Consider the following 26,614-nt stretch of genomic DNA (forward strand, 5'->3'; position numbering starts at 1 on the left):
TTCACGCGCTCCCCGGGCTTCCCTGATTGATGATGTTTTATATAATTTACACTCAGCCCCTCAGGAAGGCGGACCCATGCCCGCACAGCCCGAAGCACCACCGGAAGACGAACTGCTGTGGGAGGTGGGCGGGGACGGTGTCGCGAAGCTGACGCTCAACCGCCCCCACGCGGGCAACGCCATCACGGGCCCCCAGCGTGAGGAGCTCATCGCCCGGCTGGCCGGGGCGAGCGCCGACCCCCGGGTGCGGGCCGTGGTGCTCACCGGCGCGGGGAGCCGCCACTTCTGCACCGGAGCCGACCTGGCCGCCTCGTCCGCCTCCGCCGAGCCGCCGCCCCCGGACCTGCCCGACCGCCCCGCCGGGTCGGTGGCGCGAGCCATCGCGGGCGGCGCGCAGCGGCTGGTCTCGGCGGTGCTCGACTGCGAGAAGCCGGTCATCGCGGCGGTCAACGGCACCGCCGCCGGCATCGGCTGCCACCTCGCCTATGCCTGCGACCTGGTGCTCGCCGCCGACAACGCCAAGTTCATCGAGGTGTTCGTCCGGCGCGGCCTGGTCGTCGACGGCGGCGGCGCCTACCTGCTCGCCCGGCTCGTCGGCCCGCAGAAGGCCAAGGAACTCGTCTTCTTCGGCGACGACCTTCCCGCCGCAGAAGCCGAGCGCATCGGCCTGGTCAACCGGGTCGTCCCCGCCGACGAACTGGCCAAGACCGCCTCGGAGTGGGCGTCGCGCCTCGCGGCCGGGCCCACGGTCGCCCTCGGCCTCGGCAAACGCCTGATCAACCGGGCCCTGGACGGCGACCGCGCGGCGAGCCTGTCCGAGGAGGCCATGGCCGCCGAGATCAACATGACCAGCGAGGACGGGCAGGAGGGCCTGCGCGCCTTCCTGGAGCGCCGCCCGCCCCGGTTCCGCGGCTGGTGACGGATTTGCCCCTCAGTAGATTGTCGGCATCGCGCATGCCCCGGCACAGGAGCTTCTCGTGGATCTGCGTCTGACCCCTTCGGAGGTCGCCTTCCGGGACCGGTTGCGGTCCTGGCTGGCCGACGTCCTGCCCGCCCTCCCCGACAAGCCCGACCGCGACGACTGGCCCGCCCGCCGCGTGTACGACACCGCCTGGCAGCGCATGCTGTTCGACGCCGGATACGCGGGCGTCGACTGGCCCGCCGACCACGGAGGGCTCGGCGCGTCTCCGACCGAGCAGCTGATCTTCCTGGAGGAGACGGCCCGCGCCCGCGCCCCCTACGTCGGCGCCAACTTCGTCGGCCTCCTGCACGCCGGTCCGACGATCATCGTGGAGGGCACCGAGGAGCAGCGTGCCGCTCACCTCCCGCGCATCCTGCGCGGCGAGGAGGTCTGGTGCCAGGGCTTCTCCGAACCGGACGCGGGCTCGGACCTGGCGGCCCTGCGCACGACGGCCGTCCGCGACGGCGACCACTACGTCGTCAACGGCCGCAAGGTCTGGACGTCGCACGCTGAGGTCGCCGACTACTGCGAGCTGCTGGTGCGCACCGATCCGAACGCGCCGAAGCACAAGGGCATCACCTGGCTGATCCTCCCGATGGACACCCCCGGTGTGCAGGTCCGGCCGCTGCGCACCGTCGTGGGCAGCAGCGAGTTCAGCGAACTGATCCTCGACGATGTGCGCGTGCCCGTCTCCAACCGGGTCGGCGCGGAGAACGACGGCTGGCGGGTCGCCATGGTCACCTTCTCCTTCGAGCGCGGCACCGCGTTCATCTCCGACGTGATCGAGTCCCGCAACCTGCTGGAGGAGACCGTCGCGATCGCGAAGAAGACGCCCGCGCCGGGCGGCGGCACCCTGTGGGACGACGCGGCGCTGCGCCGGGACGTCGGCAGGCTTGCCGCCGAGGTCAGCGGCCTGTGGTCGCTGATCCGCAAGAACGTCTCAGAGGCCCAGGCCGGGATGATCCCCGTCCAGGGCGCGTCGGTGTTCAAGCTGAGGTTCACCGAGAGCCGCCAGCGCATCGGCGACCTGGCCTCGCACGTCCTGGGCCGCGCCGCGCTGGCGATGAGCGACCTGCCGGGCGCGTCCAACGCCCGCGTCGTGGAGGACCGCGTCAACACCCTGTCCTTCACCGTCGCGGCGGGCACCTCCCAGATCCAGAAGAACATCCTCGCCGAGCGGGTGCTCGGCCTGCCCAAGGAGCCCCGGTGGACCTGACGCTCAACGCCGACCAGAAGGACCTGCGGGCGGCGCTGCGGGACTGGCTGGCCGACGCCTGGACCCCCGACCGGCTCCGCGCCGCCTCCGACGGCGCGCCCTTCGACCGTTCCGCCTGGAAGGCCCTCGCGGAGATGGGCGTCTTCGCGGTGACGCTGCCCGAGGAGGACGGAGGCATGGGCCTGGGCACAGCGGACACCGTCATCCTCTTCGAGGAGCTCGGCCGAGCTCTCGTGCCGGGCCCCGTGACCGGCACTTTCCTGGCAGCGGGCCTGGTGCCCGGAGCGGCCGAGGGCGACGCGGTCGTCACACTCCTCGACACCCGAGACGCCCTGCAGGTGATCGAGCACCCGCAGGACGCCGACCATCTGGTCGTGATCGACGACGGCGGCCTGTTCCTCCTGCCCGTCCCGCAGGCCGACCCCGCCTCGCTGCCGCTGGACCCGCTGACCCCCGTCGCCCGGGTGTCGGTGCGGGCGGAGGACGGCGAGCGGATCGGCACGGCCGAGGACGCGGCCCGCTGGCGGCTGCTGGGCGCGGTCCTGACGGCCTCCCTCCAGGTCGGCGCCGCCCAGGGCGCGCTCGACCTCGCCGTCCGGTACGCCAAGGAGCGCATGCAGTTCGACCGGACGATCGGCTCCTTCCAGGCGGTCAAGCACCTGCTCGCCGAGTCTCTCGTCAAGACGGACCTGGCCAGGGCCGCGACGCTGGTGGCCGCGCTGGTGGCGGACGACCCCGCATCCGGCGACCTGCGGGAGGCCGCCTCGACCGCCAAGCTCCTCGCCGACGACGCGGCGGCGGGAAGCGGCCGCACCGGCATCCAGGTGCACGGCGGCATGGGCTTCACCTGGGAGGTCCTGGCCCACCTCTACCTCAAGCGCGCCTGGGTGCAGGAGACGGTGTTCGGCACTGCGGGGGACCACGCCGAACACCTCGCGGCCGCCTTCTGAGAACGTGGACCCAGCCCCCTGAGGAGGATTGCATGAGACGTCTGGCGCGCACCGAAGGACTGACCGAGGTCCAGCGGGAGATCATCGCGGCGGTGGCGGAGTTCACCGAGAAGGAGATCCTGCCCGTCGCCACCGAACTGGAGCACGGCGACACCTATCCGGCGGAGATCGTCGAAGGGCTGAAGCGGCTCGGCGTGTTCGGGCTGATGATCCCCGAGGAGTACGGGGGCCTGGGTGAGTCCCTGCTGACGTACGCGCTGGTGGTGGAGGAGCTGGCGCGGGGCTGGATGAGCGTGTCAGGGGTCATCAACACCCACTTCATCGTCGCGTACATGGTGATGAGGCACGGCACCGACGAGCAGAAGGCGTCGCTGCTGCCCCGTATGGCCGCCGGGGAACTGCGCGGCGCGTTCTCGATGTCGGAGCCGCACTGCGGCTCGGACGTGTCGGCGATCCGCACCAAGGCCGTCCGCGACGGCGACGAGTACGTCATCACCGGCCAGAAGTACTGGCTGACCAACGGCGGCTCCTCCAGCCTGGTGGCGGTGCTGTGCGTGACCGACGAGGGTTCTGACTCGGTCTACCGGAACATGACGACGTTCCTGATCGAGAAGACCCCCGGTTTCGGCGAGGTCGCGCCCGGCCTGACCATCCCCGGCAAGATCGAGAAGATGGGCTACAAGGGCGTCGACACCACCGAGCTGCTCTTCGACGGCTTCCGCGTCGGCGCCGAGCACGTGCTGGGCGGCACTCCCGGCAAGGGCTTCCACCAGATGATGGACGGCGTCGAGGTCGGCCGCGTCAACGTCGCCGCCCGCTCCTGCGGCATGGCGTACCGCGCGTTCGAGCTGGCCATCGCCTACGCCCAGCAGCGCGAGACGTTCGGCAAGCAGATCGCCCAGCACCAGGCCGTGCAGTTCCGCCTGGCGGAGATGGCCACCAAGGTCGAGGCCGCCCACCAGATGATGGTCATGGCCGCCCGCCGCAAGGACTCCGGCGAGCGCAACGACCTCGAGGCCGGCATGGCCAAGTACCTCGCCGGCGAGTACTGCAAGGAGGTCGTCGAGGACTCCTTCCGCATCCACGGCGGCTACGGCTACTCCAAGGAGACCGAGATCGAGCGCCTCTACCGAGAGGCCCCCATGCTCCTGATCGGCGAGGGCACCGCCGACATCCAGAAGATGATCATCGGCCGCCGCCTCCTCGAGGACTACCGCCTCTGACACCCGAGCCGTCTCCTTCCGGGGACGGCCGGTGGAACCGCACCGCGGAAACGGGGTGACCCCCGGCCGATGGAGGGCCGGGGGTCGTGCGGAGGAGGCGGGCGAGGTCAGTCCCTCCACTGCCGGGCGGGCGATACTCCCGGGAGGGGCTTGCCGATGAGGGCGAGGGGGATGAAGAAGCAGACCTGCCCGATCGCCATGATGAGCGTGGTGAGCGCCTTGTCGTCGTAGTGCTCGGACGCCCGGGCGTACAGTTCGTCGGGGACGCGCTCCCCGTGCGGGGCGGCGGTGAGGACCGCCTCCACCAGCGCCAGCGCGACCCGCTCGGCGCCGGTGAAGCAGGACGCGTCCTGCCAGGAGGCGACGGCGGTGATGCGCTCCTCGGTCTCCCCGGCCTTGCGGAGGCCGCCGGTGTGCAGGGCGGTCAGGTAGGCGCTGTCGACGATCTGGCCGGCGCGCAGCTGAACCAGGCTGATCGTGGTCCGCGGGACCGAGCCGTTCCCGGTGGCCTTGGCCAGGGCTCCGGCGATCTGACCCAGTTCGGGGACGAGCACGGCGGGGTTGGGCAGCCGGGACTGAAGGGTCTCGTGTGTGGTCATGGTGAGGTCTTCCTTTCGTGATTTCTGGTGGTGCGTCACTGCTATGACGGGTCGCAAGGAACGGATGTGACCGGTACTCGCGATCGATTCACGCGCGCGTGCTCGGCGCCCGTTCGGGAGCGACCGGCCGCTTGGGTCCCGTGCCCTGGCTTGTCGGGCGGGGGCGCAGGAGGAGGAACGCGGCGAGGAGAGCGGCCAGGTAGAACGCGGCGGCGCCGAGCAGGCCGGTGGTGTAGCCGCTGGTGAGGGCGTCTCGTAGTGCCGTGTCCGCGGGTCGGCCGGCGGTGGTGGTGGCGGCGACGGTGGCCAGGGTGGCCAGGCCCAGTGCGCCGCCGATCTGCTGGCTGGTGTTGATGAGCCCGGAGGCGACGCCCGAGTCCTCGGGAGCGACTCCCTGCACGCCGCCGATCGTCGCCGCGACGAAGCCGATGCCCAGGCCGACGCCTGCGACCAGCTGGGCCGGGAGCAGGGTGAACAGGGCGTTCTGGTCGGGGGTGAGCAGGCTGAACCAGACCATCGCCGCCGCGGCCACCGCCATGCCGGTCGCGAGGACGTTCCGGGTGGAGGTGCGGGCCTGCAGGGCGGGGCCGGCCAGGCCGGAGCCAAGGCCGATGCCGATCGCGAACGGCAGGTACGCCAACCCCGTGATCATGGGTGAGTAGTGCTTGACCGACTGCATGTAGAGGGTGAGGAAGTAGAAGGTGGCCAGCTGGCCCGCGCCCATGAGCAGCATGACCAGGTTGGCGCCGAGCCTGCCGCGGTCGGCCAGGACGCCGGACGGCATCATCGGGTCGCGGACGCCGCGCTGGATCGCGGCGAAGGCGACGGCCAGCACGAGGGCGGCCGCACCGAAGGCGAGGGTGAGGCCGTCGCCGAGCCCGTCGGACCCGGCCCGGTTGATCGCGTAGACAAGGGAGCCGAGGGCGAAGGTGACGGCGACCGCACCGGGCAGGTCGACGCCGCCGCGCCTGCGGGTGCCGGGGACGAGGACGAGTGTGCCCGCGAGCACCAGGAGGGCGAAGGGGATGTTGACGAACATGATCCACCGCCAGCCCAGGTACTCGGTGAGCGCGCCGCCCAGGAGCAGACCGATGACCGAGCCGAGACCGCCCATCGCGCCGTACACGCCGAGCGCCTTGTTGCGAGAGGGCCCGGCGGGGAAGGTGTCGGCGAGCAAGGACAGTGCGGCGGGGGCGACGATCGCGCCGCCCACGCCCTGGAGCACGCGCGCGGCGATCAGCGTGCCGCCGTTCTGCGCCGCGCCGCCCAGCAGGGAGGCGAGCAGGAACACCACCAGCCCGATCCGGAACAGCCTGCGGCGGCCGAACACGTCGCCGATGCGGCCCCCGGCCAGCAGCATCCCGCCGAACGCCAGCGCGTAGGAGGTGAGCACCCAGTCCAGGTCGGCTTCGGCGATGCCCAGACTGGAACCTATGACGGGCAGCCCGACGGTCACGATGGTGCCGTCCATGACGAGCAGCAGTTGCGCGGCGGCGATGACGGGCAGCGCCAGGCCGCTCTTCCCGGTGCTTCGGGTGTGCGAGGTCATCCGGGTCTCCTCAGGAGTCCGTGGCGGCGCGGTGGACGGCGGCGGCCAGCCGGTCATGCTCGGCATACGACCAGTTGAAGGAGAACCGGCGGCGGGTGTAGCCGAACGCGATGCCGCTGACGGGGTCGGCGAAGGACTCCGAGCCGGCCGAGCCGTTGTGGCCGAAGGCGTTCGCGCCCAGGAACGGGTAGCGCAGGCCCTTGGCCTGGAAGCCGAGGGCGTACTGTCCCTGGGGGCCGGTGACCAGGTCGGCGCCGGTCGAGTGGAGCATGGCGAACTCGCCGAGGGTGTCGGGCTTGAGCAGCGGGGCCCGGCCGTCGAGACCGAAGGCCGCGGCCGCGTACAGGGCGGCCAGGCCTCGGGCGTTGCCCACACCTCCTGCGGAGGCCTGGCCGAGCGCGCGCACCCGGCGGGCGTTGAGGAAGGCGACCTGGTCCAGGGGAAGGGCGGAGTTGAGGCCGTAGCCGATCCCGGTGATGCTGTGCGGGCCGGGGACGGTCGCCCAGAACGCGGCGAGTTCCTCGGGAGTCGCCAGGCCGGGCAGGATCTCCCGGTAGCGGTCCTCCAACGCCTCCGGCAGACCGAGGTACAGGTCCAGGTCGTAGGGAGTGCGGATCCGCTCCTCGAAGACCTCCTGCAGGGAGCCGCCGGTGACACGGCGGATCACCTCGTTCACGATCGCGAACGCCACGAACCCGCCGTAACCGTGGGCCGAGCCCGGCCTCCAGTACGGCCGCTGTTCCGCCAGGCGCCGGGCGATCGTCTGGTCGTCGGCGAGCTCGTGCGCGGTGAACCCGCCGTCGACGCCGATCACGCCGGAACGGTGGGTGAGGACGTCCCGCAAGGTGATCCCGGCCTTGCCCGCAGCGGCGAACTCCGGCCAGTGCCGGGCGACGGGTTCGTCCAGCTCGAGGGTTCCGTCCTGAACCAGCAGCGCCGCCACCAGAGTGGAGGCGCCCTTGGTGGAGGAGTAGACGCCGGTCAGGGCGTCACCGGCGGCCTCGTCCCCGGCCCACAGGTCGACCACCTGCCTGCCGTGCATGTAGGCCGCCAGCTGCGCGCCGGTGTCGCCGTTCTCGGCCGCCACGGCGGTGAACTCCTCACGCACCGCCTCGAAACCGGTGGCCACGGTTCCGTGGATGTCGATCTCGTTCATCGTCTGATGCTCCGATCATCGTCGGGTCGATGTGTTCGGAGGCATGACGCGTGGATTTCAGGGAGTGTGACGGGATCGGTGTGTCACATTGCGGGAGTTCCGTTCGTCATGGGTGCAGACACCTAAGAAGGAATGGGACATGGACGAACGTGATTTCCTGGCTCGGCGCTTCGAAGGGCACCGCCCGCACCTGAAGGCGGTCGCCTACCGGATGCTCGGCTCCCTGAACGAGGCCGACGACGCCGTCCAGGAGGCGTGGTTGAAGCTCGCGCGTTCGGAGGCCGACGAGATCGACAACCTCGGCGGCTGGCTGACGACGGTCGTCGGGCGGGTCTGCCTGGACATGCTGCGCTCCCGCCGGTCGCGACGCGAGGACCCGCTGGAGTCCCGGCTGCCGGATCCGGTCGTCGGCGAGGAGGGAGCCGATCCCGAGCGGCAGGCGATGGTCGCCGACTCGGTGGGGCTGGCGCTGCTGGTGGTGCTGGAGTCGTTGAACCCGGCCGAGCGGCTCGCCTTCGTCCTGCACGACATGTTCGGCCTGCCGTTCGAGGAGATCGCCCCGATCGTCGACCGCACCCCGGCCGCGACGAGGAAGCTCGCCAGCCGGGCCCGTCAGCGGGTACGGGGCGAGGTGCCCGAACCGGAGTCGGACCCACTTGTGCGGCGGCGCGTCGTCGACGCCTTCCTCGCCGCCGCGCGCAGTGGCGACTTCGACGCCCTGGTGGCCGTCCTCGACCCCGACGTGGTGCTGCGCGCCGACGGAGGGAAGGCGCTTCCCGGCGGCATGAAGGTCCTGCGCGGCATCGAGGCGGTGGCCGGTCAGGCCGCCACCTTCCAGCGCATGGCGACCCTCTCGACCGTCCGGCCCGCGCTGGTCAACGGGGCGGCCGGGCTGGTCAACACCGTCGGTGGCGAACTCTTCTCGATCATGAGCTTCACCGTCGCCGGCGAGCGGATCACCGCGATCGACATCCTGTCCGACCCCGAGCGGCTGGCCCGCCTCGACCTCGCCGACCTGACGTCCTGACCGTTCACGTCCGCGGGGGAGCGCCGCTCATGATCCGGGCGGCCTCTTCGCGCAGCAGAGTGACGTCCACCTTGAAGGTGGCGTTGACCGGCAGGTCCGCGACGAACACCACCTCGTCGGGCACCTTGTAGTCGGCGATGCGGTCACGGCACCAGGACTTCAGCTCCTCGGCCGTGGCCGCTTCCGGTTGCCGGAGGACGGTGAAGGCGACGCCGATCTCGCCGATGACGGGGGCGGGGGTGCCGACGACGGCCACCCGGGCGACTTCCGGATGGGAGGCCAGCGCCGCTTCGACCTCGGACGGGTAGACGTTGTAGCCGCCGCGCAGGTAGGCGTCGTCGGCGCGGCCCACGATCATCAGGTTTCCGTCGGAGTCCAGGGAGCCCAGGTCGCTGGAGGCGAGCCAGCCGTCCGGGCCGATCGTCTCGGCGGTGCGCTCGGGGTCGTCCCAGTAGCCGCGCATCGCCGCCCGAGACCGCAGGTGCACCCGGCCGACGGCTCCGGCGGGCAGCGCCTCGCCGAGCGGGGAGCGGATCTGCACCTCCGCGCCGCCCAGGGGGCGGCCCACGGTGGTCGCGATGACTTCGGCCGGGTCGTTCACGCGGGTGCCGAAGGCCAGGGGGACCTCGGTGCTGGCGTATCTGACGACCACCTGGCAGCCGATCCGCTCGCGCAGCCGCGTGACGAGGGAGGGCGGCACCCGGCTCGCGCCGGTGGCTATCAACCGCAGCGACGACAAGTCCGCCTTGTCGAGCTCATCCAGCATGACAAGTTTTTCCCACTGCGTCGGCACGCCCTGGCCGAGCGTCACCTGTTCCCGCTCGAGCACCTCCAGCATGTGCTCCGCGCTCCAGACGGGCGGGGTGAGGATGAGGGAGGACCGGTGGGCGACCTGCTCGTAGACGCGGGTGACGTAGCCGGAGTGCGCGAACGGCACCGGCATGAGCTTGCGGTCGTAGGGCGCGCTCAGCGGGCCGAGGTTGCCGCCGATGAACCGCAGGGCGCCGTGGTCGAACCAGGCGCCCTTGGGCAGCCCCGTGGTGCCGGTCGTCCAGACGATCACGGCGGGGTCGCCGTCCCCGGCGGCGAACGCCCCGGCGACCGAGGGCGCGCCCCGGGGGATGGGCTCGCGGACGTCCACCACGGCGCCGGCTGGGACGCGTTCGGGAGTGTCGGTGACGGTCAGGACGGGCCGGGACCGGCCCAGGATGTGCGCGACCTCGGTGGGGCCGAGGCGGGGGTTGACGGCCGAGACCACCGCGCCCAGCCGCAGCGCCGCCAGGTACCAGACGGCGAACGCCCGGCCGGAGGGCAGCAGCAGCGTCACGATGTCCGCGGGCTGCACGCCCCGTTCGTCCAGCAGGCTCGCGGCGGCCGCGGACTCCCGCCACCAGCCGCCGTAGGTGAGCACGTCGCCGTCCTGGACGAGCGAGGGCAGGTCGGGTTCGGCGTCCAGGACGGACTCGAAGAGCGTGCCGAGGGGCGCTCCGGCCGCGTGCGGCCCCGGGGTGGAAGGGTCGGGAAGGGGTGCGTTCATCGGCGGTCCCTTGGGGGAGGGGAGGACGCGGCGGGGTGTACCGCGTCCGCACGGGAGGCCCCGGGCCGGTGGACCGCGAACCGGCGGATCCGCCCGGAAGGACGGGCGCCGGGCTCCCTCGCCTTCCCGCGGAGGAGGACGCCGCGTCAGTCTTCCGAGGCCGCCGTCAGAAGGGCCGAGATCTCGGTCCAGTCCTCGCCTCGGCGCACCGCGATGCCGGCCAGGACGGTGTGGACCTGCTCGGTGAAGGACATCGGCTCCAGCGCGCCGGGGGCGGTCGCGAGCAGTTCCAGATGGGGGAGGTCCCGGTCGTCGCGCGCCACGACCCGGCGCAGCTCCGGCTCGAACGGCAGGTCCCGTTCGCGGAGCCGGGTGACCGCCGCGCCCAGGGCGCACTCCGAGACCAGGTCGTAGGCCCGCAGCGCCTCCCCGGCGGCGAAGCCCTGCCGGAGGCACACGCCGAGCGCGGTGTTCACCGGCTCGGCCATCACCTCGAAGCCGATCGCCCCGTTGACGTACTGGGCGAACAGGCCGGGATCGCGGACGAACGCCTCCTTGATGTACAGGGCCCACTCCTGGAACCAGACGGCCCAGTGCTGGCCGCGGTCCACGGGCAGGGTCAGCCGGGTCACCGACTGCTCGGCCGCCAGCCTCAGCAGGTCGTCCCGTCCCCGCACGTAGTGGTAGAGGCTGGGCACGCTCACCCCGAGCCGCTCGGCGACCCGCCGCAGGGTGAGGTCGTTCAGCGGGATCTCGCCCGCCGCGCGGGCGATCGCCGCGCGGTCGATCTTCGGCGGGCGGCCGGGGCCCCGCCCGCTCGCGCGGACGGGTCCCGCCGGGGGATGGTTGCTCTCGCTCACGACGCTCCTGACGGCGGCGCGGTGTCCGGTACCGCCGCGCCTTCTCGGGAAAGGATCCCATGGCCGTCCGGGAGAGCCGGGCGGGCGGATCGGGTTCCGGGACGGTCACCGAGGCCCCCTTCCCCCGAAGATTTTGGAAGACAGTTCAAAAATGACACCCGGGAACCGTCGGGTCAAGGGTCCGGGGCCGGGCGGCGCATGACCCGGCCCCGGACGTCTCACGCGAACGCGGGCTGGAGCTCCGAGCTCACGAGCCACATCGCGAAGTACTGCGCCGCGCCCCCGTAGGCGTGCCCCAGCGCCACCTTCGCGCCCTCCACCTGGTGCTCGCCCGCCGTGCCGCGCACCTGCCGGGCCGCCTCCAGGCAGCGCACCAGCCCCGACGCGCCGATCGGGTTGGACGAGAGCACCCCGCCGGAGGGGTTGACCGGGAACGAGCCGCCCAGCTCCGTCGCGCCGCTGTCGGTCAGCTTCCACCCCTCGCCGGGGGCGGCCAGCAGGTGCCCCTCCAGCCACATCGGCTCGTACCAGGAGAACGGGACGTACAGCTCGGCGCAGTCGATCTGCCGGAGAGGGTCGGTGACGCCCGCCTTGCGGTAGAGCGCCTCGGCGCACTCCACTCCGGCCCGGGGCCGCACCGGGTCCCGTCCGGGGAAGGAGGCGTACTCGCTGCGCTTGGCGTGCGCGACCACCCAGGCGGGCTTGGCGGGGCCCTTGCGCGCCACGTCCTCCGAGGCGAGGACGACGGCCGCCGCGCCGTCGGAGGACGGGCAGGACTCCAGGAAGTGCAGCGGCTCCCACAACATCGGCGACTCCTTGACCTTCTCCACCGAGATGTCGGGGATGCGCAGGTGGGCGTGCGGGTTGCGCAGCGCGTTCCGCCGGTCCTTGACCGCGACCTGCCAGCCGATGTGCTCGGGAGCCCCCGAACGCCTGATGTAGCTGCGGATCCACGGCGCGAACGTGCCGCCCGCCCCCTGCCCGCCGGACTTGCCGCCCGACAGCGCCCAGGTGGCGTTGCCCTCGGACTGCTTCTCGTAGCAGACGACCAGGACCCGGTCGTAGCGCCCCGACTCGACCATCGTCACGCCGCTGATCGCGGTGGCCGCGCCGACCGAGCCGGCGGTGTGCACCCGGTGGATCGGCTTGCCGACCGCGCCGAGCGCGTCGGCCAGCGACAGCTCCGGCATCATGACGCCCTCGAGCAGGTCGGGCGCCTTGCCGATGACGACGGCGTCGATGTCGGCGAAGGTCAGCCCGGCGTCCTCGAGGGCCTCCAGCGCGGCCCAGCGGACCAGGCCCTCCAGGCTCACCTCCAGGCGCCGCCGGTAGTCGGTCTGGCCGATGCCGACCACGGCACAGGGACGGGCCATCAGTGCTCTCCTTCCAGGACGGCGACGAGGTTCTGCTGGAGGCACGGGCCGCTGGAGGCATGGGCGAGCCCACGACGGGCCTCCCCGGCGGCGATGCGCCGCACCACCTCCACGACCCGGGCCAGGCCGGTGGCCATGACGGGGTTGCCCGCGAGCGGGCCGCCGGAGGGATTGATGACGGTCTCCCCGCCGAGCCCGAGCGCGGTGCGCAGGATCGTCTCCTCGGGGCTGTGCACGACCATCAGCTCGGCGATGTCGACGGGCCCGTCGTGCGCTCCCGCCCCCTTGGCCGCGAGCCTGGCCGAGGGGGAGTCCGTGAGGTCCCGCAGACCCAGGTGGTGGGATTCGATCCGATGGTCCATGCCGGTGAGCCAGACGGGCTCGCCGGGCAGCTCACGGGCCCTGTCCCCGGCGACGAGGATGAGGGCGGCGGCCCCGTCCGCCGGCGCGGCGACGTCATGGGCGCGCAGCGGATCGCACCAGTAGTCGGCCTTCAGCAGCTCTTCGATCGACACACCCGACGTCGCGGGCAGGGCGCGGGCGGCGGCAGCGGCGAAGTCGGCCTCGGTGGCCTTCCCGGAGTCCAGCAGCGCCCGCGCCTGGAGCCCCGCGAGGGAGACGGGGTCGGCGCCGAGCGGAGCCATCGTGTAAGGGTCGGTCTGCAGGGCGAAGACCTCGCGCGGACGGCCCGACGACGCCCGTCCGGAGCCGACGACCAGCGCGGTGTCGACGTCCCCGCACTGCAGGCGCAGCCACGCCTCGGACAACGCCCAGGCCCCGTCCATCTCCACATGGCTCTCGTAGACCGGGGGCCACGCCCCGACGCCCTCGAGGTTCATGACGAACGAGAACGGCGTGCCGCCCAGGTAGTCGCAGCTTCCCGCGATGGTGAACTCCAGCTCCTCCCGCCGCAGGCCGGTGCTCTCCAGGAGTTCGTTGACGCAGGTCATCACGAGGGCGGCTTCCGGCCCCTCGAAGGCGGTGTAGGCGGGGGTCAGCGAGGTCGCGACGACGGCGACCGGCCGCGGGTTCGTGCTCAAAACGCGTGCTCCTCGAGTGCGCGGCTGTCGGCGTCGGGTTCGCCGGTGGGCTCCCAGCGTTCGATCACGCCCTCCCACCCGCCCGTCGAACGGTTGTCGAAGGCGCTGACGTCCCGTTCGCCCGCGGGCCTCCAGACGGCCCGCAGGCGCAGCCCGACCCGGAACTCGGAGAGGGGGATGGTGCGGATGTCGACGCCGGTGATGGGGGAGTCGCTGCCGTCCAGCAGGATCGACGCCCTGATGTAGGGCTCGGTCTCCTTCTGCCCGTGGTACTGCACCGGGGTGATCTCGGTGAACGAGCTGACGGAGCCACGGCCGGAGACGGCGACGTCGTGCTCCTCGGTCATGAGGGTGCGCTCGAGGTGGTCGTAGCCGCGCCCCGGAACGTAGACCTTGCCGGTGACGGGGGAGCGCTGGCCGGTGATGACGCCTTCGAGCAGTCCGTTCAGGAAACGCACCCGGTGGGGGTGGTAGGGCTCGACATAGGTGAGGGAGACGGGCTGCTCGGCCAGGGTGACGGGGTCGCCGCCCTCGACGGGCGGGGCGGCCCGTGCGCCGTCCTCCTCCGGCACGAACCAGAGGTCGGTGATGCTCCCTCTCCGCTGCTCCTTGAAGCGGGCGGTCACCCGCATCCCGGTGGACATGCGCTCGGGGCTTCCGGCGTCCACCACGTGCGGGAAGCCGCTCGACGCGCCGTCCGGGACGATGAGGGCGAAGGCGAAGGGGTGGCGGAAGGGGTGCGTCGCGGTCGGCTCGCGCACCCACGTCCAGGAGGAGACGGTGCCGCCGGGCCCGAGGTCGACCAGGTCGAGTCCGGCGGGGGCTCCGGTGCCGGGTTCGTATTCCAGGGGCGGGCAGACGACCCGCTCGCCGATCCTGCCGCCGAGCAGGCGTCCGTCCCTGATCCCGGTGAGGAAGGCGCCCATGACGGGGCCCGTCGTCCGGGTGTAGGGGTACTCGAGCACGGTGCGCATCGGCGGGAGGCCGGTACCGGGCTGGGGCATGGCCTGTCTCCTCGGAGAAGAGTGGTTCCCTAAAGAAATATCATATACATTATTGCATTAACCTGGCCGAATGATCCCGCCGACTCCGGAGGTCGCCACCCATGGCCCGTGCCGCGGTACTTCACAACATCGGAGACAGGCAGGTCGACCTGCGTGACGACGTCACCGCGGTGGAGGTGGAGCCGGGCCTGGTGAAGGTCCGGATCCGGGCGACCGGCATCTGCCAGACCGACCTGTCGACGATGAGCGGGACCCTGCCCGCCACGCAGCCCACCGTTCTGGGCCACGAGGGCGCGGGCGAGATCGTCGAGGTCGGCGAGCACGTGACCGGCCTGGCGCCCGGCGACCACGTCGTCATCAACTGGACCCCGAACTGCGGGAACTGCGCCGAGTGCCACCGCGGCGAGCCCTACCTGTGCGTCTCCTACATCGGCGACGCCTTCGGCACCCCGCGCTTCCGGCTGGGCGACGGCACCGGAGCGTACGGGCTGGCCGGGATCGGCACCTGGGCCGACGAGATCGTGGTGCCCGCCCCGGCCGCCGTCAAGATCGACGACGACGTCCCGTTCGAGTACGCGGCCCTGCTGGGCTGCGGCGTCCCCACCGGGGTGGGCGCCGTGCTCAACACCGCCGGGGTGCGTCCGGGCGCCACGGTCGCGGTCGTCGGAGCGGGCGGCGTCGGGCTCTCCGTCATCCAGGGCGCGCGCATCGCCGGCGCCTCCACGATCCTGGCGATCGACCCCAACACCGCCAAGCACGAGACGGCCCGGACGTTCGGCGCCACCCACGTCGCCACCCTCGACGACCACGCCGAGCAGACGGCACTGCTCACCGGCGGCGGCTTCGACTACGCCTTCGAGGTGGTGGGACGCGCCTCGGCCGTCCAGACCGCCTGGCAGGTCACCCGGCGCGGCGGCGACGTCATCGTCGTGGGCGCGGGAGGCGTCGACGACATGTGGGAGATGAGCGCCTTCTCCCTGCTGTTCGAGGGCAAGTCCCTCAAGGCTTCTCTCTACGGCGAATGTGACATGCGACGTGACATCCCGCGTTTCGTGGATCTCTGGCGAAAGGGAGAACTCGACCTTGAGCCGCTCATCTCCCGACGAATAGGGTTCGCGGAGATCAACGACGCGATCGAGGCGCTGCGCGGAGGCGACGTCATCCGCCAGGTCATCCTGTTCGACTGATCCCGTGCCCGTCAAAGGAGACGAAATGTACGATCTGGCCATCGTCGGGGGCACGCTGATCGACGGAACCGGCGCCCCGGCCCGCCGCGCCGACATCGGGATCCGCGACGGCGTCATCGTCACCGTCGCCGAGAGGCTCGACGGGCCCGCCGCGGAGACGATCGACGCGGCGGGGATGATCGTCACCCCCGGTTTCGTCGACATCCACTCCCACTACGACGGCCAGGTCACCTGGGACACCGCGCTCGACCCGTCCGCCTCCCACGGCGTGACCACGGTCGTGTCCGGCAACTGCGGCGTCGGCTTCGCGCCCGTGCGGCCCGGCAGCGAGGACTGGCTGATCGAGCTGATGGAGGGCGTGGAGGACATCCCCGGCGCGGCCCTCGCCGAAGGCATCGAGTGGAAGTGGGAGAGCTTCCCCGAGTACCTCGACGCCGTCGACGGCCGCGGCCTGGCCCTCGACTACGGCGTCCAGATCGCGCACGGCCCGCTGCGCGCCTACGTCATGGGCGACCGCGGCGCGCGCAACGAGGAGGCCACTCCCGAGGACATCGAGGCGATGGCCGTCCTCGTGGAGGAGGCCGTCCGGGCCGGCGCACTCGGCTTCTCCACGTCCCGCACCCTCACCCACCGCGCCATCGACGGCACCCCCGTGCCCGGCACCTTCGCCACCGAGGACGAACTCTTCTCCCTCGGCCGCGCGGCCGCGGCGGGCGGACGCGCCGTCTTCGAACTGGCCCCGCTCGGAACCGCCGGCGAGGACATCGTCGCCCCCCACCGCGAGATGGACTGGATGAAGCGACTCTCCGCCGAGACGGGCCTGCCGGTCAGCTTCTCCCTCCTGCAGATCGACGCCGCGCCGGAGCTGTGGAAGGAGATGCTGGAGCAGTCCAAGGCCGCCCACGCCGAAGGCATCCAGCTCTACCCGCAGGTCGCGGGCCGCCCCTTCGGCATGATCGTCGGTTTCACCGGCCGCCACGCCTTCACCCTCCGCCCGACCTACGAGGAACTGGCCGCCCGCCTCGCCCGCGAGGAGCTCCTGGCCGAGCTGGCCCGCCCCGAGGTCCGAGCGAAGATCCTCGCCGAGGCCGACCGCGACCCCCGCCCCGGCGACATGAGCGACATGATCGCCCTGGGCCAGCAGTTCCTCACCGACCGCATCTACCCGCTGGGCGGCCCCGTCCCCGACTACGAGCCCGCCCCCGACCGCTCGGTGGCCGCCCTGGCCGCCGCCGAGGGCGTCGACCCCATGGCCAAGCTCTACGACCTGATGCTCGAAGACGACGGCCGCGCCATGCTCATGGTCCCCATCTTCGGCTACAGCGACAACGACCACGAGGCGCTCCGCGAGATGCTCCTGCACCCCGCCGCCGTCATCGGCCTGGCGGACGGCGGCGCCCACGTCGCCATGGTCTGCGACGCCTCCATGCCCACCTACCTCCTGACCCACTGGGCCCGCGACCGCAGGCGAGGCGAGACGCTCCCGCTGGAGTACCTCATCCGCAAGCAGACCCGCGACACCGCCCACCTCTACGGCCTCACCGACCGAGGCGAGGTCGCCGAAGGCAAGAAGGCCGACCTCAACGTCATCGACTTCGACACCCTGTTCCTGGACGTCCCCCGCATGGCCCACGACCTGCCCGCCGGAGGAGGCCGCCTCCTCCAGGATGCCCGAGGCTACGCCGCCACGGTCGTCAGCGGCGTCATCACCCGCAGGAACGACAAGGACACCGGCGCCCGTCCAGGCCGCCTGGTGCGGGGAGCCCGCTGATCCGCCTGTGCCGAGGCGCTCAGCGGCCCCCGAACACCTTCATCCATTGCTTCCCTCGGGAGCACGACCCCTCACAAGGCCCTGGACCGCGCTCCCCACAAGCCGCCTCGCCCGACCGGGCCGCGCGGCTACTCGCAGACGGCCCCGTCACCGTCGCGGTCGGTGTACCAGTAGTACTCCGGGTCCTGCCCCTGGTAGTAGGGCCCGTAGCCGTTCGCCTTGGCCTGGGCGCAGGTGCTGTACCGAGGGTCGTTCGAGGGCTGCGGCTGCGTCACGGGCGGCGCGGACTTCCCCCAGGACCGGGAGAGCGCCTTGACGCCCTGGGCGTTGCGGAGCGTCGCGGTGTCCTTGTCGTTGTTCCAGATGTACCAGCCGCGGTTCATGTACAGGTGCTTCGCGGTGTTCTTGCCCCTGCCCGTGTGAACCGCGACGCTCTTGCCGGGCTTCAGGCTGAACGCCGGGAACCTGTAGACGTGACGCTGCGCGTCCCGCAGCGTCCAGTTCTTGAACTGGACCGCCTTCCCCCCGGTGTTCTTGATGACGACGAACTCCTTGTTGAGCTGGGAGTTCGCCCGGGTGTCCGCCCCCGGCGCGTCGTACTGGATCTTCGTGAACCTCAGCGTCGGCTTGCCCGCGGCGACGGCAGCGGTCCCGGAGCCGCCGAGCACAGCCGCGATCACGACGACAGACATCACAGCAGATCGCACATTTACCTCTATTCACAGAACTAGCGGACTCGCCAATCTAGGGGAGGCGGCTCTAGATCGTGTGAAATTTCCTAAAATCCCCAAATCGAGTCAGGAGAGGCGGCGGTGCGCGGCGTGCAGCGGTTCGTGCTCTTCGATCTGGACGACACGCTGGTGGGTCGGGCGGCGGGCTTGAGGTCGTGGGCGGAGGAGTTCTGCGGGCGGCGCGGTGAGGCCGCCGCGTGGATCGTGGAGGCCGACGGCGGCTGGATGGTCGGGGACAGCGCGACGGCGGACATCACCGGCGGCCGGACCGCCGGACTCAAGACCTGCTGGATCAGCAGAGGGCGCCCCTGGCCGTTGCCGGAGCGCAGCCCCGACCGCATCGTCGGCCATGTCACCGAAGCGATCTCGCTCCTGCCGACGTGAGGAGACCGGTCATCACGCGGGAATCCTCGACCGGACGACGCACCGGCTCGTCGCACCCGTGCCGTCGAGTCCGCCCACGGTTTGGTCCGGCCGTCAGGAAGGTGTGACCTCGCGGAACAGGAGCCGGCCGGGCCAGGCGCCGACCGTGAACGTGTCGGCCCTGGTGAAACCGTTTCCGCGGTAGTACTCCACCAGCCGTCCGTCGTTGCCGGCGAAGCAGTCGACCCGCAGGAGGCCGACACCCGCACGCCGGGCCTCCTCGTAGGCGTGGGCGAGTAGCGCGGAGCCCACCCCGCGTCCGGTGAAGGCCCGTGAGGTGACGAGCAGCGTGATGTACAGCTCGGGCTCGCGCGCCGCCGGGACGTAGTCCACCGCCTCGGCGGAGAGGACCATGGCGCCCGCCGGCTCCTCATCCACCTCGGCGATCCATGCGACGCCCGTGTGCACCTTGTCGGCGATCTTCTCCACCTGGCCGGGGCTCTCCGACCAGGGCCGGGTGCCCCACTGGTCGGTCCTGCCCCTGTCGGCGAGCCAGGCCACCGCGCCGTCCAGCATCCCCATGATCGCCGGCACGTCGTCCATCCCGCCTCGGCGGATCTTCATCTTCTGCCTCCTGCCGTCCGGAACACGGACTGTCGGGCGATGGCTCCTCGCGAACGGTCTTCGCTCGGGACGAGGCTGCCACACCGATACGACGTGATGGCACGGAACGCCTGATGCCGGTGCCCGGGCGGGTTCAGACCGAGCCGAGATCGGAGCTCAGCCAGCGCCGCGGGCGCATGCGGATGACCACCTGGGGTCCGTGGTCCTCCCAGGCGAAGTCGACGTACGGGGCCACCTTCTCCGCGGGGAGATAGCGGGCGGCCATTTCGGTCAGCTGTTCTCGTGTCGCCGGGACGGTCTCCTCCACCGTTCCCTCGACGGAGACGTAACGGATGGTCGGCTCGGTCCGGTCGACCATCAGCGCGAACCGTCCCGACTTCGCGATGAGCCGGGCCTTTCGCGAGTCCCGGCCGGTCATGATCCACACGTCGCCGCCGGGCGTGTACTGATACCAGACCGGCACGGTGAGCGGCGCACGCTGCCCGTCCTCGCCCGCGTCCACGCTCAGTGCCGCCACATGCGGCTCGGCCAGGAATGTTTCCCGCTCTTCCTGTGACAAAGCCATGAAATCCCCCCTTTTGTCCCGTTAGCCGGGTCGCCCCGCCGACCAGAAGGGAACCGTACCCATTGCCGACGACAAAAAGCCCCGCCTCTACGCCGGTGCCGACCGGACGCTGATGGGCGGCCGTGTTCGCGTGCTCCTGGGGGTGCTTCGATCGCGGCGGAACGGGGGCGCGGGTTCAGCCGAGGGCGCCGGTGGTGCGGAGGCGGGTGATGGTTTCGGCGTCCAGGCCCAGGTCGGTCAGGACCGAATCGGTGTCGGAGCCGAGGAGGGGGGCGGTGTGGGCGCGTCGTTCGCCGCCGGGGTCGATGGGAGAGGCGGGGACGCGGAGTCTGCCGAGGCCGGGCTGGTCGACCTCGTGGAGGAGGGGGTGGTCCTGCTGGAGGAGTTCGCTGAAGGTGCGGTAGGGGGACCAGAGGACGGAGGTCCGGGCGAGGGCCTCGGTCGCCTCGGCCATGGTGCGGGTGGCGAACCAGGGTTCGAAGAGGGCGGCCAGGGATTCGCGGTGGCGGTAGCGGTCGCCTTCGACGGTGAAGTCGGCTCGGGTGAGGCGTTCCAGGTCGGCCACGTCCGAGGAGGCGGCGGTGAGGGCCACCAGGTCGGTGAAGTGGCGGTTGGTCAGGGTCACCAGCATGAGGCGGCCGTCCTTGACCTGGAAGTCGCGGGCGAAGCTGCCGTAGAGGTGGTTGCCGATGCGGGGGCGGTCGACGCCGTTGAGCTCGGCCTCGCCCAGGAAGCCCAGGTTGCCGGCGGTGGCCAGGGCCACGTCGGAGAGGGGGACGCGGACGCGGCTGCCCTCGCCGGTGCGGGAGCGGTGGCGTTCGGCGGCGAGGATGGCGATGGCGGCGTAGAGGCCGCAGGCTATGTCCCAGGCGGGGAGGACGTGGTTGACCGGGGCGGTGGCCCCCTGGGGGCCGGTGATCTGGGGGAATCCCGTTTCGGCGTTCACCGTGTAGTCGACGGCGGGGCGGCCGTCGGCGTGGCCGGTGATGTGGACGTGGATGAGGCTGGGGATCTCCGCGGCCAGGTCATCGTAGCGGGGGCGGGGGGCGTTGGTGAGGACGATGCCGGCCCGGCGGGCCAGGCGGGTGAGGAGGTCCCTGCCCTCGGGGGTGCGCTGGTCGATCGTCACGGAGCGCTTGGCCTTGTTCAGGCCCGCCCAGTAGATCGAGGCGCCGTTCCCGGTCAGGGGCCAGCGGCCGGTGTCGGCGGCGCCGCCGGGCGGGTCCACGCGGATGACCTCGGCGCCCAGCTGGGCGAGGGTCATGCCGCCGAGGGGGGCGGCGACGAAGCTGGAGACCTCCAGCACACGCAGTCCGGTGAGCATCTTCGTTCCTCCTGGGGCCGGCCTTGATCCTGCCATGAGCCGGAGGGGAAGGGGAGACCGGGCGGCGGGGCGGTCCGGCGGCCTTTCCCCGAAACCGAAAGCCTTTCTCCCGTCAATGGCCGGAACGGTCGGATTCCGTGAGTCGCCTCTCCGTAACGGCACTGGAGGAGTCCTCGATAATCCGTTGCGCGGTCTGTACCACGCCGAGGTTGCTCCTCTGCGGCGAACGGGGTTAATTACCCATTAATTACTTGATCATTCCGGTCCGGCGGTGGTCTCTCGACAGAGGTGCCTCTGACCTGGCCTCATCCGGGGGATCGGGGGGCGCCCGGCGTCCCTGCGGAATGTGACCTCCATGACTATCGCGAATAAAGATAGCCAATATGGGCATAGTAGATGAAAATGTCTACTGGTTGAGGATCATGTTGGAGAAACTCGAATCCGTGGCAGTCGGGGTCGAAGAAGAATTCCACACCGTCGACCTCGCCACCCGGAAATTGGTGCCCAGGGCCGATCGGCTGCTGCAGAACCTGCCGGACAACCGTTTCTCCGGCGAACTCCAACGCTCTGTCGTGGAGACCAACAGCAGACCGTTCGTCCGTCTTTCCGACCTGTTGGAGGATCTCGCCGCGCTGCGCCGCGCGGTGGTCGCGGAGGCCGAGGCCTTCGGGCTCGGGGTCGTCGCCGCGGGGACCGTCCCCATCGTGGACATCGACGCGCTGAAGGTGACCCCGGACGCCCGCTACGAGACGATGCTGGAGGAGTACCAGCTCCTGGCGCGCGAGCAGCTGATCTGCGGCGCCCAGGTGCACGTCGAGGTGGAGGACCGCGATCTGGCGGTCCAGATCGGGCACCGGGTGTCCCCGTGGATGCCCGTCCTGCTGGCGCTGTCCGCCAGCTCCCCGTTCTGGCTCGGCTCCGACTCCGGCTACGCCAGCTACCGCACGCTGCTGTGGAACCGCTGGCCCACCACCGGACCCACGCCGGCCGTCGGCTCCGCCGCGGAGTACGACGCGCTCGTCGCGGAGCTGATCGGGACCGGCGTCATCACCGACCCCGGAATGATCTACTACGACGTCCGGCCCTCCGACCACGTGCCCACGGTGGAGTTGCGGATTCCCGACGCGTGTCCCCGGGTGGAGGACGTGGCGCTGCTGGCGGGCCTGTTCCGCGCCCTGGTCGTCACCGAGCTCGACGCGATCACCGCGGGCCGCCCGCCGGTTCCGACCGCCCGTCCCGAACTCGTGCGCACCCTCACCTGGAGGGCGGCGCGGGCCGGGCTGGAGGGCGAGCTCGTCGACCCGCTCGCGGGCCGGGCCAAGCCCGCCCGGCAGGTCGTCCGGGAACTGGTCGACGGCCTGCGCCCGGCGCTGGAGAGCACCGGCGACTGGGACCTGGTCTGCGAGCTGACGGACGGCGCGCTGCGGCGCGGCACCTCGGCCGCCAGGCAGCGCAGCGCCTACGCCACGGGCGGGCTCGAGGCCGTCGTCGACCAGTTGGTCTCCGAGACCAAGGCCAACACCGCCTGGTGGCCGGAGGCGCGCTGCTCGCGGATCTTGGACATGATGGGCGACTACGACACCTCGGCCGACGAGGCGATCGTCTTCGACGGGACCGCGAGGGGCCCCTATGGGCTCGTCCTGACCGCGCTCGACCGGCTCGGCTCCGAGGGGATCGCCGAGCGCGACCGCCACAAGGAGCAGGTCCAGCACGACCTCGGCATGTACTTCGAGGAGGAGCGGCTCTTCCCCGTCGACCTGATCCCGCGCATCGTCGCCAGCGAGGACTGGGAGCTGCTCCAGGCGGGCCTCAGCCAGCGGACCCGGGCCCTGGAGAAGTTCCTGCACGACGCCTACGGGCCGGCCGGGATCGTCGAGGACGGGGTGATCCCCAAGGAGCTGATCACGGGCGCTCCCGGGTACCAGGAGGAGGGAAGGCTCGTGCCGCCGGACTCCATCCGGTGCGCGATCTCCGGGACGGACCTGGTCCGGGACGGCGCGGGCCACTGGTTCGTGCTCGAGGACAACCTGAGGGTGCCGTCGGGCCTCGGCTACGCCATGGCCAACCGATGGCTGTCGGCCCGGGTCGTGCCCGAACTCGTCCGGGCGGTGGCCACACCCGCGCCGAGGCGGGCCATGTCCGTCCTGCGCGGGGCGCTCACGCAGGCCTCGCGGGAACTGGCGCTGATCACTTCCGGGTCCTCCGACCCCGCCTACTACGAGCACCAGCTGCTGGCCAGGGAGCTGGGCGTCCCGCTGGTGGAGCCCGGCGACCTGGAGATCCGCGACGGCGAGCTGTTCGCGGGGGAGAAGCGCGTCAAGGTGCTCTACCGCCGGATCGACGAGGAGGACCTGTGGGAGGTGCTCCCCGGGCTGCGCGACCTCGTGGCCTCCGGGGCGGTCCTGCTGGCCAACGCGCCGGGCAACGGGCTGGGCGACGACAAGTCGATCTACGCCTACGTCCCGCAGATGATCTCCTACTACCTGGGCGAGCACCCGATCCTCGACAACGTTCCGACCTACCTGTGCCGCGAGCCCTCCGGGCTGGAGCAGGTGCTGGACCGGCTGCCGGAGCTGGTGGTCAAGCCCGTCGACGGGTACGGGGGGCAGGGCGTCGTCATCGGCCCCGACGCCTCGCCGGAGGAACTGGAGTCCGTCCGGGCCGAGATCACCGCCTCGCCCGACCGGTGGATCGGGCAGGAGACCGTCGCGGTCTCCACCCACCCGACCTTCACGAACGGGTGCCTGGAGCCCCGCGTGGTCGACCTGAGGGCGTTCGTCTGCCTGGGCGCCGAGCCCGACGTGGTGCCGATGGCCCTCACCCGGGTCGCCGCCCACGGCAGCCGGATCGTCAACTCCTCGCGCGGCGGCGGCTCCAAGGACACCTGGCTCCTCTAAGGAAAGGACTTCTTCTTCATGTGTGGCTTCTGCGGCGAGTTCCGGTTCGACGGTGCTCCCGCCGATGTGACGGCCGTGGCCAGGATGAACGCCACCCTGGAATCCCGCGGGCCGGATGGTCAGGGCGTCTGGTCGTCGGGCGCCCTGGCCTTCGGCCACCGGCGGCTGCGGATCATCGACCTCTCCGAGCGGGGGGCCCAGCCGATGGCCGACCCGGAGCTCGGCCTGACCGCGGTCTTCAACGGCTGCATCTACAACTACAAGGAGCTCAGGGACGAGCTCCAGGCGGCCGGGTACCGGTTCTTCTCCACCTCCGACACCGAGGTGATCCTCAAGGGCTACCACCACTGGGGCCGCGACTGCGTGAGCCGCTTCAACGGCATGTTCGCCTTCGCCGTCCACGAGCGGGACTCCGGAACCCTGGTCCTGGGGCGAGACAGGCTGGGCATCAAGCCCCTGTACGTCAGCTCGGGGCCCGACCGGCTCCGGTTCGCCTCCACTCTTCCGGCGCTGCTGGCCGGGGGAGGGGTGGACACCTCGCTGGACATGGTCGCCCTGCACCACTACATGACCTTCCACTCTGTGGTCCCTGCGCCCCGCACGATCCTCAAGGGGGTTTCGAAGCTGCCCCCGGCGACCGTCCGGACCGTCCAGGCCGACGGGAGCTTCGAGGACCACGTCTACTGGAATCCGTCCTTCACCCGGGACACGCCCAAGGATCCGCGTGAGTGGCCCGGGGCGATCCTGGAAAGCCTCAGGGCCGCCGTGGACATTCGGATGGTCGCGGACGTCCCGGTCGGCGTGCTGCTGTCCGGCGGGCTGGACTCCAGCCTGATCGTCGGACTGCTGGCCGAGGCCGGACAGCAGGGGCTGGAGACCTTCAGTATCGGCTTCCACTCCGCGGGCGGGGAGTCGGGCGACGAGTACGAGTACTCCGACCTGGTGGCGAAGCACTTCGGCACCACCCACCACAAAATCCACATCGGGGACGACCGGCTGCTGCCCGCCCTGCACGGGGCGGTCGGCGCGATGAGCGAGCCGATGGTCAGCCACGACTGCGTGGCCTTCTACCTGCTGTCCCAGGAGGTCTCCAAGCACGTCAAGGTCGTGCAGTCCGGGCAGGGCGCCGACGAGGTGCTCGGCGGCTACAGCTGGTATCCGCCGCTCGCCGGCGTCCCGCGCGGGAAGGCCGCCGAGGTGTACGCCGCGCAGTTCTTCGACCGGCCGCACGCCGAGCTGGCGGAGCAGCTCAGCCCCGCCTACCTGGACCGCGACCACAGCATGGAGTTCGTCCGGGAGCACTTCGCGCAGCCGGGCGCGGAAGAGGCCCTGGACGCGGCGCTTCGCCTGGACACCACGGTCATGCTGGTCGACGACCCGGTGAAGCGGGTCGACAACATGACCATGGCGTTCGGCCTGGAGGCCAGGACCCCTTTCCTGGACTACCGCCTGGTCGAGCTGGCGGCGTCCTGCCCGCCCGAGCTCAAAATCGCCCAGGGGGGCAAGGGGGTGCTCAAGGACGCGGCGCGGGGCATCGTCCCGGACGCCGTGATCGACCGGACCAAGGGGTACTTCCCCGTCCCGGTGATCAGGCACCTCTCCGGGCCCTACCTCGACCTCGTCCAGGAGGCGCTGACCGCTCCCGAGGCCAAGGCGCGCGGGCTCTTCCGGCCCGAGTACACCGACCGGCTGCTGGCCGACCCGTCCGGCAACCGCACCACGCTGGGAGCGAGCGCGCTGTGGCAGCTCGCACTTTTGGAGTTGTGGCTGCAAAACCATGGTGTTTAGCTCTTATGCTGCATGCGGAACCCGTAAACAACGCACAGTAGGGGGGTCGTATGTGTCGTCACTTCGCTTGGCTCGGAGTTGACCGTTCGGTCAAGGAGCTCGTCCTTGACCCTCCCTACGGCCTGCCCAAGCAAGCGGCCCGCCCGCGCTGGCAGCACATCGACCTGATCAATCAGGACGGGTTCGGCGTCGGCTGGTTCCCCGCTCCCGGCAAGGCGGTGAACTACCGCCGGGTCGGCCCGATCGAGGCCGACCACGAGTTCCCGATGCTGGCCGCCTCGGTCGTCGCCGACTGCGTGATCGGGGCGGCGCGAGGGGCCAGCCCCGGCATGCCCATCGAGGCGGAGGCGACGGCGCCGTTCACCAACGGCAGCGCCCTGATGTCGCTCAACGGGCACCTCAACGTGGGGCTCGCCGCCTCCCTCCTGGAGCCCGGCTTCACCCCCGAGTCCACCTGCGACGCCGCCTTCCTGGCGGCCCTGCTGTGGCAGCGCCTGCACGCCGGGAGCCAGGTCACGGCCGCGGTGCCCGAGCTGGTCCGCGACATCGCGGCCCTCGACCAGAACGCCTGCCTGAACATCCTGGCGACCGACGGCCTCACCCTGGTCGCCACGACCTGGGGCGAGACGCTCTGCTACCGCAGCGACGAGCAGGGGACGCTGCTGGCCAGCGAGCCGTTCGACGACGAGGACGGCTGGATCAGGGTCCCGGACCGGCAGCTCGTCATCGCCGACCCGCTCGGCGTCACCGTGATGCCCCTGCGGGTCGAGCTCCCGCACCAGGAGACCGGCTCCGAGCAGCCCTCCTCGGTCCCCGACCCGATCTGACCCGCGGCCCGTACGGAGAGCACCCCCGGCCGTGTTCCTCTT

23 protein-coding genes are annotated in these 26,614 nt (G+C 71.3%); 11 read left to right on the top strand and 12 right to left on the bottom strand.

The window, feature by feature from the left end:
* Positions 1-76: 76 nt before the first annotated feature.
* From ABD327_RS23260 to ABD327_RS23275, 4 genes are read left to right on the top strand one after another with little or no spacing between them, the layout of a single operon-like run.
* On the top strand, positions 77-919 hold the full coding sequence (locus ABD327_RS23260; RefSeq protein ID WP_344452758.1) for an enoyl-CoA hydratase/isomerase family protein: 843 nt from the start codon (positions 77-79) through the stop codon (positions 917-919).
* Between the two features lie 58 nt (positions 920-977).
* The gene (locus ABD327_RS23265) at positions 978-2,177 is read left to right on the top strand and encodes an acyl-CoA dehydrogenase family protein (protein ID WP_344452759.1); all 1,200 of its coding nucleotides are present in this window, start codon (positions 978-980) and stop codon (positions 2,175-2,177) included.
* The gene (locus ABD327_RS23270) at positions 2,168-3,127 is read left to right on the top strand and encodes an acyl-CoA dehydrogenase family protein (protein ID WP_344452760.1); all 960 of its coding nucleotides are present in this window, start codon (positions 2,168-2,170) and stop codon (positions 3,125-3,127) included. Before ABD327_RS23265 ends, ABD327_RS23270 begins: the two co-directional genes overlap by 10 nt.
* Before the next feature lie 32 nt (positions 3,128-3,159).
* On the top strand, positions 3,160-4,350 hold the full coding sequence (locus ABD327_RS23275) for an acyl-CoA dehydrogenase family protein (protein ID WP_344452761.1): 1,191 nt from the start codon (positions 3,160-3,162) through the stop codon (positions 4,348-4,350).
* 107 nt (positions 4,351-4,457) lie between these two features.
* Here ABD327_RS23275 and ABD327_RS23280 read toward each other — a convergent pair whose 3' ends face one another.
* The 3 genes from ABD327_RS23280 to ABD327_RS23290 form a co-directional block, all read right to left on the bottom strand.
* A complete protein-coding gene (locus tag ABD327_RS23280; protein WP_344452763.1) occupies positions 4,458-4,949 on the bottom strand; it encodes a carboxymuconolactone decarboxylase family protein in 492 nt (163 codons plus the stop codon).
* A gap of 88 nt (positions 4,950-5,037) precedes the next feature.
* Positions 5,038-6,498 carry an MFS transporter gene (locus tag ABD327_RS23285; protein ID WP_344452764.1) on the bottom strand — a complete coding sequence of 487 codons (1,461 nt, stop codon included), beginning with the start codon at positions 6,496-6,498 and terminating at the stop codon, positions 5,038-5,040.
* 10 nt (positions 6,499-6,508) lie between these two features.
* Positions 6,509-7,654, bottom strand: a complete 1,146-nt coding sequence (locus ABD327_RS23290; protein WP_344452765.1) for a serine hydrolase domain-containing protein — start codon at positions 7,652-7,654, stop codon at positions 6,509-6,511.
* Positions 7,655-7,793: 139 nt separating this feature from the next.
* On the opposite strand from ABD327_RS23290, the gene sigJ reads away from it, so the two are divergent.
* Positions 7,794-8,681, top strand: coding sequence for an RNA polymerase sigma factor SigJ (sigJ, locus tag ABD327_RS23295; RefSeq protein ID WP_344452766.1), 888 nt, complete (start codon positions 7,794-7,796; stop codon positions 8,679-8,681).
* 4 nt (positions 8,682-8,685) lie between these two features.
* Here sigJ and ABD327_RS23300 read toward each other — a convergent pair whose 3' ends face one another.
* The 5 genes from ABD327_RS23300 to ABD327_RS23320 all read right to left on the bottom strand — a co-directional run bounded on the left by ABD327_RS23300 (position 8,686) and on the right by ABD327_RS23320 (position 14,495).
* Positions 8,686-10,218 (bottom strand): class I adenylate-forming enzyme family protein, encoded by a 1,533-nt coding sequence (locus ABD327_RS23300; RefSeq protein ID WP_344452768.1) that lies wholly within the window; start codon positions 10,216-10,218, stop codon positions 8,686-8,688.
* Between the two features lie 146 nt (positions 10,219-10,364).
* Entirely contained in the window at positions 10,365-11,078 is a 714-nt protein-coding gene (locus ABD327_RS23305) for a TetR/AcrR family transcriptional regulator (protein WP_344452770.1), read from the bottom strand.
* Between the two features lie 218 nt (positions 11,079-11,296).
* Positions 11,297-12,451, bottom strand: a complete 1,155-nt coding sequence (locus tag ABD327_RS23310; RefSeq protein ID WP_344452771.1) for a thiolase domain-containing protein — start codon at positions 12,449-12,451, stop codon at positions 11,297-11,299.
* Positions 12,451-13,491 (bottom strand): lipid-transfer protein, encoded by a 1,041-nt coding sequence (locus ABD327_RS23315; RefSeq protein ID WP_344452772.1) that lies wholly within the window; start codon positions 13,489-13,491, stop codon positions 12,451-12,453. Before ABD327_RS23315 ends, ABD327_RS23310 begins: the two co-directional genes overlap by 1 nt.
* Positions 13,488-14,495, bottom strand: a complete 1,008-nt coding sequence (locus ABD327_RS23320) for a Zn-ribbon domain-containing OB-fold protein (RefSeq protein WP_344452774.1) — start codon at positions 14,493-14,495, stop codon at positions 13,488-13,490. The genes ABD327_RS23315 and ABD327_RS23320 overlap by 4 nt, the downstream gene beginning before the upstream one ends.
* Positions 14,496-14,596: 101 nt before the next feature.
* On the opposite strand from ABD327_RS23320, the gene ABD327_RS23325 reads away from it, so the two are divergent.
* Positions 14,597-15,682 carry an alcohol dehydrogenase catalytic domain-containing protein gene (locus tag ABD327_RS23325; protein WP_344452775.1) on the top strand — a complete coding sequence of 362 codons (1,086 nt, stop codon included), beginning with the start codon at positions 14,597-14,599 and terminating at the stop codon, positions 15,680-15,682.
* 25 nt (positions 15,683-15,707) lie between these two features.
* Positions 15,708-17,453: an N-acyl-D-amino-acid deacylase family protein gene (locus tag ABD327_RS23330; RefSeq protein WP_344452776.1), complete on the top strand. Its 1,746-nt coding sequence runs from the start codon at positions 15,708-15,710 to the stop codon at positions 17,451-17,453.
* A gap of 128 nt (positions 17,454-17,581) precedes the next feature.
* Here ABD327_RS23330 and ABD327_RS23335 read toward each other — a convergent pair whose 3' ends face one another.
* Positions 17,582-18,145 (bottom strand): lamin tail domain-containing protein, encoded by a 564-nt coding sequence (locus ABD327_RS23335; protein WP_344452778.1) that lies wholly within the window; start codon positions 18,143-18,145, stop codon positions 17,582-17,584.
* Between the two features lie 120 nt (positions 18,146-18,265).
* Here ABD327_RS23335 and ABD327_RS23340 point away from each other — a divergent pair, with 120 nt between their 5' ends.
* On the top strand, positions 18,266-18,568 hold the full coding sequence (locus ABD327_RS23340; protein ID WP_344452779.1) for an HAD hydrolase-like protein: 303 nt from the start codon (positions 18,266-18,268) through the stop codon (positions 18,566-18,568).
* 93 nt (positions 18,569-18,661) lie between these two features.
* Here the strand turns inward: ABD327_RS23340 and ABD327_RS23345 are convergent, their stop codons facing one another.
* From ABD327_RS23345 to ABD327_RS23355, 3 genes are all read right to left on the bottom strand, one after another.
* Positions 18,662-19,171 (bottom strand): GNAT family N-acetyltransferase, encoded by a 510-nt coding sequence (locus tag ABD327_RS23345; protein WP_344452780.1) that lies wholly within the window; start codon positions 19,169-19,171, stop codon positions 18,662-18,664.
* Positions 19,172-19,304: 133 nt separating this feature from the next.
* The gene (locus tag ABD327_RS23350) at positions 19,305-19,736 is read right to left on the bottom strand and encodes a pyridoxamine 5'-phosphate oxidase family protein (protein WP_344452781.1); all 432 of its coding nucleotides are present in this window, start codon (positions 19,734-19,736) and stop codon (positions 19,305-19,307) included.
* 175 nt (positions 19,737-19,911) lie between these two features.
* Positions 19,912-21,060: a CoA transferase gene (locus ABD327_RS23355; RefSeq protein ID WP_344452782.1), complete on the bottom strand. Its 1,149-nt coding sequence runs from the start codon at positions 21,058-21,060 to the stop codon at positions 19,912-19,914.
* A gap of 443 nt (positions 21,061-21,503) precedes the next feature.
* Between ABD327_RS23355 and ABD327_RS23360 the strand changes: the two genes are divergently transcribed.
* Genes ABD327_RS23360 through ABD327_RS23370 form a run of 3 tightly spaced genes read left to right on the top strand, consistent with a single transcriptional unit; the run spans position 21,504 to position 26,572 of the window.
* Positions 21,504-23,957: a glutamate--cysteine ligase gene (locus ABD327_RS23360; RefSeq protein WP_344452783.1), complete on the top strand. Its 2,454-nt coding sequence runs from the start codon at positions 21,504-21,506 to the stop codon at positions 23,955-23,957.
* Between the two features lie 18 nt (positions 23,958-23,975).
* A complete protein-coding gene (locus tag ABD327_RS23365; protein ID WP_344452784.1) occupies positions 23,976-25,745 on the top strand; it encodes an N-acetylglutaminylglutamine amidotransferase in 1,770 nt (589 codons plus the stop codon).
* 50 nt (positions 25,746-25,795) lie between these two features.
* Positions 25,796-26,572 carry a class II glutamine amidotransferase domain-containing protein gene (locus tag ABD327_RS23370; protein WP_344452785.1) on the top strand — a complete coding sequence of 259 codons (777 nt, stop codon included), beginning with the start codon at positions 25,796-25,798 and terminating at the stop codon, positions 26,570-26,572.
* Positions 26,573-26,614: the final 42 nt, after the last annotated feature.

The sequence above is a fragment of the Actinocorallia aurantiaca genome (genome assembly GCF_039533685.1).
Taxonomy (GTDB): Bacteria; Actinomycetota; Actinomycetes; order Streptosporangiales; family Streptosporangiaceae; genus Actinocorallia; species Actinocorallia aurantiaca.